Annotated in this window: 16 protein-coding genes and 1 pseudogene; 15 read left to right on the forward strand and 2 right to left on the reverse strand. The window is 31.8% G+C overall.

Annotation, left to right across the window (positions count from 1 at the left end; all coding sequences use genetic code 11):
* The first annotated feature begins 945 nt into the window (after positions 1-945).
* The 6 genes and pseudogenes from ACEWK1_RS02595 to ACEWK1_RS02620 all read left to right on the forward strand — a co-directional run bounded on the left by ACEWK1_RS02595 (position 946) and on the right by ACEWK1_RS02620 (position 5,815).
* Positions 946-1,464: a CBO0543 family protein gene (locus tag ACEWK1_RS02595; protein WP_416635631.1), complete on the forward strand. Its 519-nt coding sequence runs from the start codon at positions 946-948 to the stop codon at positions 1,462-1,464.
* Between the two features lie 173 nt (positions 1,465-1,637).
* Positions 1,638-2,579 carry a DUF3231 family protein gene (locus ACEWK1_RS02600; RefSeq protein WP_416635633.1) on the forward strand — a complete coding sequence of 314 codons (942 nt, stop codon included), beginning with the start codon at positions 1,638-1,640 and terminating at the stop codon, positions 2,577-2,579.
* A gap of 42 nt (positions 2,580-2,621) precedes the next feature.
* A pseudogene (locus ACEWK1_RS02605) lies at positions 2,622-3,121 on the forward strand (hypothetical protein).
* A gap of 883 nt (positions 3,122-4,004) precedes the next feature.
* Positions 4,005-4,427, forward strand: a complete 423-nt coding sequence (locus ACEWK1_RS02610; RefSeq protein WP_416635635.1) for a hypothetical protein — start codon at positions 4,005-4,007, stop codon at positions 4,425-4,427.
* Positions 4,428-4,458: 31 nt separating this feature from the next.
* Complete coding sequence (locus ACEWK1_RS02615) at positions 4,459-5,130, forward strand: hypothetical protein (RefSeq protein ID WP_416635637.1); 672 nt, start codon at positions 4,459-4,461, stop codon at positions 5,128-5,130.
* Between the two features lie 232 nt (positions 5,131-5,362).
* Positions 5,363-5,815, forward strand: coding sequence for a hypothetical protein (locus ACEWK1_RS02620; protein ID WP_121661965.1), 453 nt, complete (start codon positions 5,363-5,365; stop codon positions 5,813-5,815).
* Between the two features lie 115 nt (positions 5,816-5,930).
* Here the strand turns inward: ACEWK1_RS02620 and ACEWK1_RS02625 are convergent, their stop codons facing one another.
* Complete coding sequence (locus tag ACEWK1_RS02625) at positions 5,931-6,353, reverse strand: HXXEE domain-containing protein (protein ID WP_416635639.1); 423 nt, start codon at positions 6,351-6,353, stop codon at positions 5,931-5,933.
* Between the two features lie 449 nt (positions 6,354-6,802).
* Between ACEWK1_RS02625 and ACEWK1_RS02630 the strand changes: the two genes are divergently transcribed.
* The 9 genes from ACEWK1_RS02630 to ACEWK1_RS02670 all read left to right on the forward strand — a co-directional run bounded on the left by ACEWK1_RS02630 (position 6,803) and on the right by ACEWK1_RS02670 (position 13,399).
* The gene (locus ACEWK1_RS02630; RefSeq protein WP_416635641.1) at positions 6,803-7,369 is read left to right on the forward strand and encodes a sigma-70 family RNA polymerase sigma factor; all 567 of its coding nucleotides are present in this window, start codon (positions 6,803-6,805) and stop codon (positions 7,367-7,369) included.
* A complete protein-coding gene (locus tag ACEWK1_RS02635; RefSeq protein ID WP_416635643.1) occupies positions 7,366-8,478 on the forward strand; it encodes a DUF4179 domain-containing protein in 1,113 nt (370 codons plus the stop codon). Before ACEWK1_RS02630 ends, ACEWK1_RS02635 begins: the two co-directional genes overlap by 4 nt.
* A 132-nt stretch (positions 8,479-8,610) precedes the next feature.
* A complete protein-coding gene (locus tag ACEWK1_RS02640; RefSeq protein ID WP_121661962.1) occupies positions 8,611-8,853 on the forward strand; it encodes a hypothetical protein in 243 nt (80 codons plus the stop codon).
* Between the two features lie 492 nt (positions 8,854-9,345).
* Positions 9,346-10,227: a TIGR01777 family oxidoreductase gene (locus ACEWK1_RS02645; protein ID WP_212138756.1), complete on the forward strand. Its 882-nt coding sequence runs from the start codon at positions 9,346-9,348 to the stop codon at positions 10,225-10,227.
* A gap of 203 nt (positions 10,228-10,430) precedes the next feature.
* A complete protein-coding gene (locus tag ACEWK1_RS02650) occupies positions 10,431-10,703 on the forward strand; it encodes a hypothetical protein (RefSeq protein ID WP_416635646.1) in 273 nt (90 codons plus the stop codon).
* Between the two features lie 102 nt (positions 10,704-10,805).
* Positions 10,806-11,000, forward strand: a complete 195-nt coding sequence (locus ACEWK1_RS02655; RefSeq protein ID WP_212138757.1) for a DUF6366 family protein — start codon at positions 10,806-10,808, stop codon at positions 10,998-11,000.
* 167 nt (positions 11,001-11,167) lie between these two features.
* Positions 11,168-11,662, forward strand: coding sequence for a GNAT family N-acetyltransferase (locus tag ACEWK1_RS02660; RefSeq protein ID WP_212138758.1), 495 nt, complete (start codon positions 11,168-11,170; stop codon positions 11,660-11,662).
* Positions 11,663-11,681: 19 nt separating this feature from the next.
* Entirely contained in the window at positions 11,682-12,227 is a 546-nt protein-coding gene (locus ACEWK1_RS02665) for an HXXEE domain-containing protein (RefSeq protein WP_232273419.1), read from the forward strand.
* A 182-nt stretch (positions 12,228-12,409) separates the two neighbouring features.
* Positions 12,410-13,399, forward strand: a complete 990-nt coding sequence (locus ACEWK1_RS02670) for a phosphotransferase (RefSeq protein WP_212138759.1) — start codon at positions 12,410-12,412, stop codon at positions 13,397-13,399.
* 38 nt (positions 13,400-13,437) lie between these two features.
* Here ACEWK1_RS02670 and ACEWK1_RS02675 read toward each other — a convergent pair whose 3' ends face one another.
* The gene (locus ACEWK1_RS02675) at positions 13,438-13,590 is read right to left on the reverse strand and encodes a hypothetical protein (protein ID WP_162987349.1); all 153 of its coding nucleotides are present in this window, start codon (positions 13,588-13,590) and stop codon (positions 13,438-13,440) included.
* Between the last annotated feature and the right edge of the window lie 124 nt (positions 13,591-13,714).

The raw sequence follows: 13,714 nt of genomic DNA on the forward strand, positions 1-13,714 counted from the left end.
TTAATACCTGCTATGATAATTTACACAGGAACACATTATCTTTTTTACACTATATTCTCTTAAAAATCAGAAGAAAGCTTCTTTAGTAAGTGGAATCATATTGACTTTGTTAGGTGTCGTATATTCTACAATTCAAACAAAATACATAGTAAATAATTTAGCAAATAATAAATGATTAATTATTCTCTTACCTTCTAAATTGTTGGTAAGCTTTTTATATATTTCATGAACAAAAATCTTGATCAACAAAGACACCCTCTAACTCAATTAGAGCAAACCCACAAGTAAGTGAAATCTTCATTATTTATTACCTTGCTGTGAAATATAACAGAATCCTTCACTGAGAGGTATAAAAAGCTCCTTATAAGATGTTCTTATTCAGCTACGCTGTTTAAAATAAATAGTGATTTTCGAACGAAGCGCCTTGTTCAATAAAGAGAAGATGTTTTGTTTTTTTGAACTACTCCATTTGTTTTAAAAGGAATTTTCACTTATTTGGAGGTAATGAATATGGAGAAAATTATTGAAGAAAATAACACTTGTATTAGTAATTGCAAATACAAGTGAGGGTGATATGTTTTGAATTTATTGGTTAAACAACAAATACAGTTAATAATTAGAGCGTTGTATATCGGGAAATAAGTGGACTGAAAAAGGAAGAAAATATAATGTGACACCTACTACCAGTTTCTCTTATTTCTTTTATTTGCTTATGAAGTGAATTTACCATACGAATTAAGCGAGTTAGGTTGTTGGCATAATTCTTCTGTAACAAGACTACTTGATCGACTACAAAAGAATGAGAATGTAAAAACGCAAAGGAATTGGTTTGGCTTTAAGGTTGTGTCAATGACAGGGTGCTTGAAGAAATTAATTAAAAAACTCAGTTAAAGGAACAAATTCCTTTTGATATATATGTACAAAGACTGGAAGGGAATTGTTATTATGCGTAAATCACAACACGCCTTCAAAGACAGGGTTATCTTAAAGTTATTTTGGTTAGCGACTATTGGGCTACTATTTCGATTTATTCCTAAAGATAAGATAAGGCATGGGATTTTGGCGTTTTTATATAAGCAGATTGTCACGTGGGTGTTTGGTTTACTTGTGGTTGAAAAGGGACTTATTAAATATCCAGTTAGGTTTTTTAGTAAAGCCAACAAATCAAGTTTTTCGTTTGAATACTTTATTTATCCTTCTATGTGTGCAATTTTTAATATGAATTATCCTGAAAATAAGAATAAATTAATGAAATTTTTCTATATCATTTTTCATTCAGGAATACTTACATTTGGGGAGGTTCTTGTAGAACGGTACACGAATCTTATTAAATATATAAAATGGAAGTGGTATTGGAGTTTTATAACTATAGGTCTAACAAATTATTCATCAAGATTGTTTTATCGTTGGTTTTTCAAAGAAGAGTTTGTTCAAAATATTAAAGGTACTATTGAAACTGGTTGATCAGAAAATGCTTTAAAGTTAATGAGCGGAAGACTAGATGTTGCGCAAGATAGTGCAATAGGGAATAAAGGCTTTCCTTAATTACTTTTTTTAAAAGAATCTGCTGATATATTTGATAACAAAAAAGGTACATTCGGATTAACTATTTTAGACAAATTACAGGAGGTATAGAAATGGAAACCAGCGACCATAAAGACAAGATAAGTGCATCCGAACTTGCAAACCTGTGGACACAATATATAAATGACAGCTTAGCCCGTTGTATGTTTCTCTATTTTCTTAATCATGTTAAGGATAAAGATATTATTCAGGTGTTACAATATGCCCTTGAACTAACTGAAAGACACCTTCAGAAAGTTGAAGTTTTTTTAGCAAAAGAGGGTTACCCAACACCTAAGGGATTTACAGATGAAGATGTTACTGTAGAAGCACCTCCTTTATTTACTGACACGTATATTATTGTTTACCTTCATATCATGGCTGTTCATGGTCTGACTAGATATGCAGGTGCAATAGGTAATGTTGTTCGAGAGGATCAGAGGAAATACTTTAAAGGTGTTATTTCAGAAACGTTGGAATTACATGATATGGCGACTAAAGTTCTTACGGAGAAAGGAATTATTAGCAAACCACCTAGTTTAAACAATCATCAGAATGTTGAGTTTATAAAGAAACAAGATTTTATAAAAGGCTGGTTAGGTAAACGTAGACCTATAAGTGCAGTAGAAATTAGCGGTATTTATCTTAACTTGCAGAAAACACTGACAAAAACTGTCCTAGAATTAGGGTTCAGTCAAGTAGCTAAATCTAAAGAGGTTAGAAAATTTATGGAAAGGTCTAGGGATCTATGCAACAAACACTTTAAAATGCTAAGTTCAATGTTAATTGAAGAGAATTTACACATCCCTAGAACATTTGAAACAGAGGTTACAGATTCAATAATTTCCCCTTTCTCTGATAAGCTTATGATGTTTCATATATCTACCTTACTTTCTTCTGCCATTGGTTATTATGGTGAGGCAATGTCAATGTGTCAAAGAAAGGATTTATCAGTTGATTTTGCAAAAATGATTGCAGAAATTGGATTACTAGCTGAGGACGGTATGAATATATAATAGACAATGGATGGATGGAACAGCCCCCTCTAGCAACAGACCATGAAGACTTGGCAAAAAACAAATGATATAAAGTGAGATGAAATATAAAGATAAAATAATTGAAAGTATTTTGTGGAGTATTGCCTTAACTGGCTTTTCTTAAATATTAAATGGTCGGCTTCTTAAAGCATTTTATTTATTGGATTAGAAATTGGGATAAACGTAATGGCAAACTTTAATGAAATTATCCGTTTGAGTTTTATTGGAAATATAGAAGGGACAGTTTCTCAAACAAATTATCAATGGCTTATGTTTTATCCCTGTTTATACTTCTTTGCCATGTGGGATGCATTTAAAGAAGCAGGTGGGGGGAAAAATCCTTACTCGTTTCCTCCCTTTGTTAGTTCAGCATTCCTTGTGACAGTTGGAATTATGTATTCAGCACATGTGAGACTTTTTGGAATATTATTGGGCCAGTATGGTTACCAATGCTTTGTGTTATTCCTGGGTTGTTAATTGGCTTTACTTTAAAAACAATACTAAACAAGAAGCTAGGATAAATTGAGTTACTTTAATATAAGATTGTAAAAAATTACACTTTAACCAAAGTAGGAAAGTTAGTTTTAGAAGAAAATAGTGATTTTCAGCAATTAAGCGCTTATCTTGAATAAAGGAAAGTGCTTTTTCATGTTAAGTAGCAATTTTAATTCCTTTATTAATATCTTCAACAATAAAAACACGAGTATGAACAATACAAAATATTTCCATGTACATCTGCATTGGTTATTAATATATTTTATTAAAGATCATTTTTGAGTTAGAGGTGCCGTGTGAGAAAGTACTTTTTCTGGAGTTGGCTGCTTTTATCATTATTTTTCTCTTTCACGATTTGTTTAGCTAATTTGCCGATACATGACCTAGAATATATTCCTCTGTTAGACATGATTAGGAGCGTCCTTTTTCTAACTGGTGGAGTTTTATTTTTCAGTTCAATAATGTCTACACTACTTTCGTTAGAAACATTAGAACTACCATATACTTAGGTATTATTATCCTCTTTTTATTAGTCTTATGGGTCATTCAATATAGCGTATTACCTCTATTTATATTGGTTCCTATATTTATAATATTGTTATTTACTATTGGGCTAGTTCACTTTTTAATTACTTATTTTATAGGTAAGAACCAATTTAACAAACTCTAATGGGGATTCACTTTTTTAGCTACTTAATCTGGGAGATGAGAATGAAGTGAAGAAAGATATAAAGGATCTTACAGAATTATTTATTGAGAACGCTGTAATACAGGGTGAATCAACTGTTAATGGTGATTTTAATAGGGAAAATAAAGCCAGTTAATTACTTCTGTTAATCAATTACGTAAAAATAAAGTATGCCATTATTAAATAATTTTTTAGGTCGATCGTAAAGAGGAGGGGATTCTATGATTACGGTTATGAATGCCGAAAGTTACCTAAAAAATAAGATTGGCGAAGGTACCGTTGATATAAAAAATGTCTGGGAAGCTTTTAAAGCTTTTTCAAAAGAGTTAGTTGAGGGCGAAGAAGAGACAGAAATATTATTTCAATGTGGTGTTTATAATTTTACTGGAGAGAAATTATTTCATTTCGATTTTGTACGTCAATTTAGTGTATATCGAGAAGGTGAATATTCTCATTTGGAACAACTGCACTGTGAATTTCTATTTAAACCAACAAAGGAATTAAAGAAGTTAAAGGTAGAAGAGTGGTCTATGGATTTTGAAGGTATTGATGATTTCTTTAAACATATTGAAAGTCTTAAGGAGTTTAATATACCTTTAGGACTAGTTCCTATAAAGTTGGAAATTTATCAAGAGGAAATTTAGTGAATTTTTTAAAAATGAAGGGGTGAGATTTATGGATCATACAACATTATTCGTTGGTATAGACACTAGCATTTCTATACCCTCTAACATGGGGAAGAGAAAACAATTTAAAATTAGAAGAGTTGAGTACGAGGAATTGTCTCCAACTGTGACATTTGCTTGTTATGAAAAACAAGATACGATGGTGCGTACATATTTCATTAAGGATGCTCTTATTTTATTTGTGGAAGTGACACCTTTTATTCAGCAATTTGAAGAAATTTTTGGACAATGTCAATCAGAGCTGGATGTTTTTATAACTGACATGTCTCATGAAACTCTTATTCCTAAGTTCTTAAAAGTGATCGCAGAAAAAAAGGGGGGTTATATAGAGTTTCCTACTTTACATATTTTTGGACAAAAATGTTGGCATGATGATGCAATAATAGTTGGAAACAAAGCAGCACTTATAGAATTGAGAGATATAATTGACAAGGCTATTCAATATGGTGAAGGAAGGCTTGGTGCTTTAACAAGTGATGGTGAAGGTTATGATTTGTTCATCTCATGTTTGCCAGGAGATCCAGAGAATAATATAAATTGGCGAAAAATCACACTACCTTATCATGATAAAGAGATGTATAGTCCGAGTGAAGATGAGGTTGACCCGTTTTCTCATTTAACACTATTCAGAGGTTTGTTAAGAAGAAGTCAATCTAATTAATTCAGATGAAAAAAATCCAGTATATCAGTGGTCTTTTAGCCTTAAGAGTAATCATAAGCAGTTCCAAAGTATAAAAAATCTTTCAAAACCAAAGAGTATTAGAGAAAGAGCTGCCATTTGTGGCAGCTTTACTTAATTAAGTTAAAGGGCAGGATAGTCTAAGAAGGACTTGTGATGAAGATATTAATAGATAATTTATATTAATGGGGTTTATAAGGGAAGAGGTGTTGTAGTGCTACAGCAGATTAGATTAGCAAATTGGTTATTAGAAGTTGATATTATTAAGACACGAGAGTTCTATAAGGAAGGTATAAATGTATGTAGCTGTCTATACTGCAATAATTTTGTCGATGCCTGCAAGCATTTAGATTCTTCAGTAGCAGATGTATTCAATAAGCTAGGAATCGACCCTGCTATGCCAGCACATCTTTCTCAATTCCCAACCATAGAAACTATGAGAAGATTATATACGGGACATTATCATTTAGTAGGCAGAGTGTTAGAGGGAGAATTGAGTACATCGTCCAAATGGAATGAGACTAATACTATAGAAATAAAGAATTTCATATTTGGTTTTTCAGAAGACCTAGAGTTTGTCCCAGGAAGTTTTCCCAATCCTGTCCTTCAGTTAGATTTCGAGGCTGAAATTCAATGGGTTCTTGATGAAAAGCCAGATGAAAATTAAATAACTGGAGTTTCTTGTTAAACTAACTGGATTTTAGTTTAATAGGGATCTTCAACAAAAAGCGCTGTTCTTGAAAAAAGGATATGTATCTATTTTTCTGAAAAAAGCTGACAAACTATACTAATCTGTAAAATAAATAAATAGTATAGGGTGTAACTAGTCCAATTGCCGTGTAGAGACCAGGAGTATAAGTTTTTAAAATAAGGGTCTGTATGATATGAACAAGGTTATGTAATAATACAAAACACAAAAAAATTATAAATAAGATTGCTGTCCATCCACTATCAATGAATTGTACCTTTATGAACACGATAGTTGAGGCAACTGCAAATATTACTACATCTCTCTTAGCAAAAGAATGTGAATTAATATTCCAGAAGCTCCAAATTAACTTCTTTAGGTGACTATCATTGCTTTCAACTAAATTCGAGGTTTTCTTAGACCAACTTTCAACACTAATTATTTCTTCAAAATCATGTAACATAAATATGACTAAAAAAAGCCAAATTGCATTATGAATTTCTAATGAGAACATCATGTTTAGCCTCCAAAATAAATATACATTTTTATAATAACACTATTTGGTATATTTTAGGTTATTTTAGTACTCACTTAACTAATAAAGTAAAGAAACAATCTCCAACAATAAAAGCGCTGTTCTTGAAATAGGGCAGGCTTATTTATTTAAGGACTATTTAAAGGAACTAGACAATTTATTTTCTAAAAATGGTATCTTCAACTTATAAATTCTTTTACTTCAAGGCATTTTCAGCATAAAAAGTCGGTTTCCAAATGGAATCGACTTTTTATTTGTATAATCAACATATGCCTCTATTTTCTTTTTAATAGAAATTCTCAGTAGATGATTTCTATTTTTGGAACAATGATGGACTGACAAAATTATTTATAGTAAATATGAGAGAAAAAATTTTTCAATACGTTGTATAAGGTGTAAAAGCTTTTACAAAAAAATAAGGGGAATTGTGCATGAAGTCAAATGATAAAAATTTTATACAGCGATTACAACGGCAGCAAGAAGACGCATTAGAATTTATAGTTGATAAATATTTACCACTAATTAAAGGGATAACATATAAAATTCTATCCCAAGTTGAGAACGAAGGAGCCATAGAAGAATGTATAAACGATATTTTTCTTTCAATATGGAACAATTCAAAGAAATTCCATGGAGATTCGACAGATTTCAAAAAGTGGATTTGTGCAATTGCTAAGTTTAAAGCGATTGATTACTACAGAAAGTCTAGTAAGAAAGTGGAATTCACCTCAGATTATATGGATTTAAATCCTGAAAAATCAGTAGAAGATCAACTTATTATGGTCGAAAACAAAACGGAACTTATCAAGTTATTAAATATCTTAGAGCCTATGGATCGAGATATTTTTATTATGAAATTCTTTCTAGGTTTAAATACCGAGGATATATCTAAAAAACTAGGGCTAACCAATTCTGCGATAGATAATCGAATTTATAGAGGGAAAAAGAAACTAAATAGCAAAGCTACGAATCTTAATTTAGGAGGTAGTATATTGTGAAGGATATTTATGAATTATTAAATGATATAGACATAGACGAAAATGAATTTGAGGAGATGGAAGTTAGTGAATTTGAAAAGGCAAGAGTAAAAAAGACGCTAAAAAAATCATTAAATCAGAAGAAGAAAATGAAGGGATGGAAATGGAATATTACTGCAGCAGCGATGATCGTCGGCTTATCGGCTTCAGCTTTCGGATTAACCTTCCCTGCCTATGCTGGCAATATTCCTGTCATAGGAGACATTTTTAGATTTTTGGATAACGGAAGAACTGGCCTCTATGATAATTATAAGGAATATTCTACTGAGTTAAATATAACAGAAAAAAGTAAAGGGATTAGCGTTACGATAAATGACGCTATTTATGATGGCAAAACTGTGTCTGTAACATATTCAATTGAAAGTGATCGAGATTTAGGAAATGATCCTTACATTTTTGGAGACCTAGACATAAAGGGTTCAACAGGACAGGCAGGTAGCTCAACCATATCAAAGTTAGACGAAAATCACTATGTCGGTCTTATAACGGCTAGTAGCATGAATCTTAAGAATGAAGATAAAGTAAAAGTAAACTTGAATATTGAAAGTATAACTAATCAAGAAAAGGAGGAAGAAATTAAAGGGAATTGGAGTTTTGCACTTTCTTTAGATGCAACGGAAAGCAATACGAAAAATTTAAGTGATCATAGCGTAGAGGCGAATGGAGTACAAGTAAATGTTGGTGAAATATCTATCACACCGATGTCCTTTATTGTCTATTATGAGCAAATAGTTTCTGAGAAGATCAGAAACACATGGCATGGCGTAGACGTAGAGATACAAGTGAAAGATGACCTAGGAAATCGTTATTCGGGTGAAGGTAATGGAGGGTCAGGTGATAGTGATGGATATAATATTAGTTGGAGTAAAACATTTGAAAAATTAGACGAAAAAGCTTCGAAACTGATTATAACTCCACACATCACCTTAAGGGAATATACTTCTGAAAATTTTGGTGCTGTCGAAATAACCGAAAGTGGTGAACATAGAGAAATTCCAATTCCAAAGAAACCTGGTAAGGGGAAAGAAGAATTTGTATTAGATGATATTGTTATTGAACTAGGGAGTTAACATAATATATGGAAAAACTGGTCTATTTTAAAGATCATTCCTAAAGTTTTGCTCAGCAATAGAAGCGCATTAATGAAAGAGCTGTCATGTGTACAGCTTTTCTTATTTGGTCGAAAAAGGGGATTCAAATTTATGATATATAGGTATGAGGAATTTCTTGAAGATTTAAGTATGGGAAGAGAGATTCATTTTATTTACAGAGAGGAAGAATACTATATCGGTTGTGGAACAGGTAAATTTATGTTCTGGAAACTCAATGATGCCGACAGCGAAATGATAGGGAAAGATATGGAAGACTTACTTCTAAAAGTAAAGCTTGATGGGAAACTGATTACGGAAATATGGAATTTAATTGAGATCGATACTATTTTCTAAGATATGAGCATAATCGACTATTAATGAGTCGTTAAGGGTTAAAGGGCTAGTTAGTTTAACAACAATCTTCAACAATAGAATTGTTCATCATGAACAAGAAAACGTAGATTTTCATAAATAAGCCATAAGTTAAGCTAACGTACTCTATGTTATGTTAAAATTAGGAAGAGGATTAGTGATGTCTAGGGGTGGTAACGTGGAAAAGACTTTAGTTAAAACTGCAATATACTCATTCTTTCTATCATTTTCTTTCATGTTAGTATTGATACAAAGGGAAAAACATACTACGGATGTAAATGGTATGGGTTCAGTCGAAACAACTCCTTTTTCAGAGTTTATATTTATGAATTTAAAATTCTCCATAATTATAACTTTTATAATTGTTATATGTACATTTTTATACAAAAAATATATTAGGTAGATTTCAATGAATGCCATTCAAGAATCAATTATAAGATTTAGTGAGATTTTAAAGTAGATTGGAGTAATACTATGAAAAAAGTAGTTTTAGCAGGGGGAACAGGCTTCATCGGTGAATATTTTCATGAAAAATTTAAGGAATTAGGATATAAGGTATCTATTATATCAAGGCAAAAACAACATATTTCTTGGGAAGATCAAACAAGGATTATAGGGGCATTAGAGGATAGTGAACTTCTTATTAATCTTGCTGGAAAATCTGTGAATTGTAGATACAATGAAGCAAATAAGAATGAAATTATGAATTCAAGGATTAGGACCACTACAATCCTAGGAGAGTCTATACAGGCTTGTAATAATCCGCCTAAGATTTGGATGAACTCCAGTACGGCAACCATTTATCGACACGCAGAAGATCGTCCCATGACAGAGGAAAATGGGGAGGTTGGTTCTGGATTCTCAGTGGATGTTGCAACAAACTGGGAGAAAACCTTCTTTTCCTTTGACTTACCAAAAACGAGACAAATCGCATTACGCATAGCTATTGTATTAGGTAAAAACGGCGGAGTCATTATACCTTATCGAAATTTAGTGAAATTTGGACTTGGAGGTATTCAGGGAACGGGAAACCAAAAGTTTAGTTGGATACATGTCGAGGATTTGTTTCAAATCGTTCTCTTTTTGAAAGACAGAGAAGATTTAAGTGGTGTATTTAATTGCTCTTCACCACAACCTGTTAGTAATCGTAAATTGATGCAAGAACTAAGAAAAACTATGAATGTTCCATTCGGTATACCATCACCCAAATGGCTGTTAGAGATTGGCTCAATGCTAATTAAAACTGAAACAGAGTTGGTATTAAAAAGTCGGTGGGTTCTTCCAGAACGGTTAGAACGTGAAGGTTACACGTTTACCTTTGGGACTCTTGGTAAGACGTTGCAAGACATTTTGTGAAATTTTGATGTTTCTACAACTGTGGGAGGCGTATTCTTTATTCAATAAGGATATGCTCTTTTTTTATTTCATAAGTAAATTCTAATAATAAATAGGATATATATGGTAAAATGAGAAGGGCTTTATGAACAAATAAATTTAAACGAATTGCTAGATTAATTGAACAATTCAATCTGTAAAAAAAATTTAAAAGGGGACAATTTATGTTCTTTTTAATACCTTTTATAGCGGCATTAATACCAAGTCTTATTATTTTTTTGGTTGCGTGGTGGTTCGGAAAACGAGACTATCCAATGTTTATAAGAATCTTGCCTGGAATCCTATTAAATGTAGCGGCAATTATTATCTTTTATATAAGTATTACTCAAATCAGGGGATTTGAAGGTGGAGTGTATGGCATTTTTAGTTTCACTTTAATCGTATTTGGGATTATTTCTTTCTTTATCGGAATAAAGGTTACTGGTAACCGTAATTAAATATTTTTAATATTATTTTTCCTGCTAAATGGTGCAAATGTTATATAAAGAACTATGAAACTACTTGTGTTGTTTTTCGTAACTATAAGTGGAGGGGACAATATGAGTGAAGAAAGAGAACATCCTGAGAAAAGAAGAGAGAGAATGCGACAAAAAGAATTAAAAAGAAATCCTGTTGGAAGTGTTCACGGTGGAGGATTGTCTGATTTAGTTGGTGGTTTAGGATGGAAAGGAACTGGTATTCTTATTCTAGTATTGATAATAGGATTAATAATTTATACCATATTCTTTCGCTAACAGGCATTCGATGATGAAAGGACCTTCAACAAACAAAGAGATTTTAGAACGAGTAAATACACTTTTTTTATGTTGTGTAACAATAAAGGATATTAATGTTTAGAGTTGTGTTGATCTTATATTATGTACAATATAAAACAAATTTACTTACTATGGGGGGATATATTTTGCCATTTGTAGAAACAAACAGACTTAAGTTAGTTACTTTTACAGTTCAGATGATGGAGGCTTTATCAATAAGTAAAAGTGAACTAGAAAAGATCGTTCCATATAATATAGCAGAAGGTTATCCTATGGAAGTCTATAGACAATTTTTTGCTTATAAGATTGAGAGATTTCAAAGATTTCCTGATGAGAATGAATGGGAAGGAATAATTATTAATAAGAAAGATAACACAATTATAGGTGATATGGGATTTAAAGGTGGACCAAACGAAGAGGGGATTATTGATATAGGATATAGTATTGTGCCAAACTACCAAGGGAAAGGATATGCTACTGAAATGGGAAAAGCGATGGTCGAATGGGGATTATCTCAACCAAATGTTAAAAAGATAGTAGCAACTTGTAATCCAGATAATTTATCTTCCCAAAGAGTTTTAAATAAAATTGGATTTTCCTTAACTAATACGACAGATAAAAAGCTATATTGGTCTTATTAAGGAGGGCTCTTCACTGCTATTGAATAAAAATAAAACAAGTGAGAAAAAGCTGGAAATATATTCAGAATATGATGTATCAAAGTTTAGAAGGTTTTTAGTACTTTTCCCTCCATTATATTTAATTCATGATATTGAAGAAATCCTAACAGTTGAGAAATTTCTTGAAGATAATTCAAATATAATTCCCTTTAGCGTAACAACTTTGGAATTTTCATTTGCGTTTAGTTTACTATGGCTTTTTGCTTCAATAGGCTGTTATAAAGCATTCTATGGCAACAGGTTTATTGGCATGAAACCAACTACTTTCCTTGCATTCTTAGTACCTGGAATTCTTTTAGCCAATGGTATCGGTCATATACTGCAATTCTTTTTCTTCAAAGATTATGTTCCAGGCATCATTACATCATCATTGATTTTAATTCCTTACACGTTTTTTACGGCTAAGTTTCTTATTTCTGAAAGAGTAATGACTAAAATAAGAATTCTAAGCTATCTAGTAGTAGGGTTTATTGCCCAAGCACCTCTTGCGCTAATGGCACTTTATATTTCAACAAGAATAATATAATTGTTTATTGCATAATGGGTGTCCTAATTGGAATATTGCAATATATATAATTTTCAACAATAAAAGCACTTCTGGAACTAGGTAGGTGCTTTTTTCCGGTTAAGGACAGATTGTGCAGTGGCAATAAAGGAAATAAATTAACTTTGTTGAAGTATTTAGAAAGAAATTTTAGGAGATGAAGCATGGATTTTGTCATAACAGAAGAAGCGGTATTAAACGATCTTATTAATACTTGTAATTGTTATTTTGGATTTAAAGTATTAGATGCAACTCCTATAAAACGTGGTTGGTTAAATTTAAAGTGGAAAATAACAACAGATTCTGGTGTTTTTTTAATCAAGCAATTCAACAAGGAAAGATACAAACTGTATCATCATGAGGAATTATTACTAGCTTTCTCTCAACAAATGCGATTACATAGTAGAGGTCTTCCATGTCCTAAGCTTTATTCACATGAAGGTCAGTTTCTTATTGAATCGGAGAAGGGCGAACTCTTTATGTTAATGGATTACTGTAAGGGGACTGTAATCCCTCCAGGAAAATTAAATGTTCATCAAATGTATGATTTAGGACGAGTAACAGGGAATATGCATCAACTGTTAAATGACGGTACACTTAGCGGTAAGCGTTATCCTGAATTTATCCCCCCAAGTCGTGAGGAGCGTTTAACTCATTGGGAATCTGTTTGGAATCATGTAAATAATACTGGCAAATCGGATTTGTTACCGATATTAGAGACACAATATAAAGTAACAGAAACTATAAATTTAGGAGATTTTAAACTTAATGAAACGGGTTGGGCACACCGCGATCTCTGGGTAGACAATTTATTGTTTGAAGAGAAAAAAGTAAATGCTGTTTTAGATTTTGATCGAATGAAATATGACTATCCACAGCTTGATGTTGCAAGAGCAGTTATATCAGGTGCCTTAGATGAAAATAACTTTAATGTTCCTCTTGTTCAGGCATTTATAGAAGGATACAGTGAGCAACGTTTTCTTGAAAAAGGGTTCATAATCAGCTCATTAAAAATGTTATGGTTTATGGAAAGTACATGGTGGATAAATTCAAGCATGGATCAGCATAAAGGACCTCCAAAACGATTTGCAAAGGAAATGCTATGGCTTGCAGAAAATTTTAAAGAGTTAGATTCCATGTTAGGGGACATATAGTTTTTACTCCAATAAATAATACCGATTATCTAATCGATTCAATATAGCATATAATTCAAATCAACAATTACTGTTTGTTGGTTTTTAATAGTTGGTAGCATGGAATTTCCTACGAATTCAAACTTTCCTTTATTTCCTGAACAGCCTATTAAAAATACAAAAATTAAAACTAACGTAGACAATTTTTTCAATTTTCATTACCCCTCTATGAACAAACTATTAACAAGTTTGATATTATTACTTTTTCTAAGTCTCGTTTTAACATAAATTTACAGTTGGAAGACTAACAATTTATTCAATAACGTAGCACAAATA

It is taken from the genome of Metabacillus sp. YM-086 (genome assembly GCF_048059995.1).
Taxonomy (GTDB): Bacteria; Bacillota; Bacilli; order Bacillales; family Bacillaceae; genus Metabacillus; species Metabacillus litoralis_B.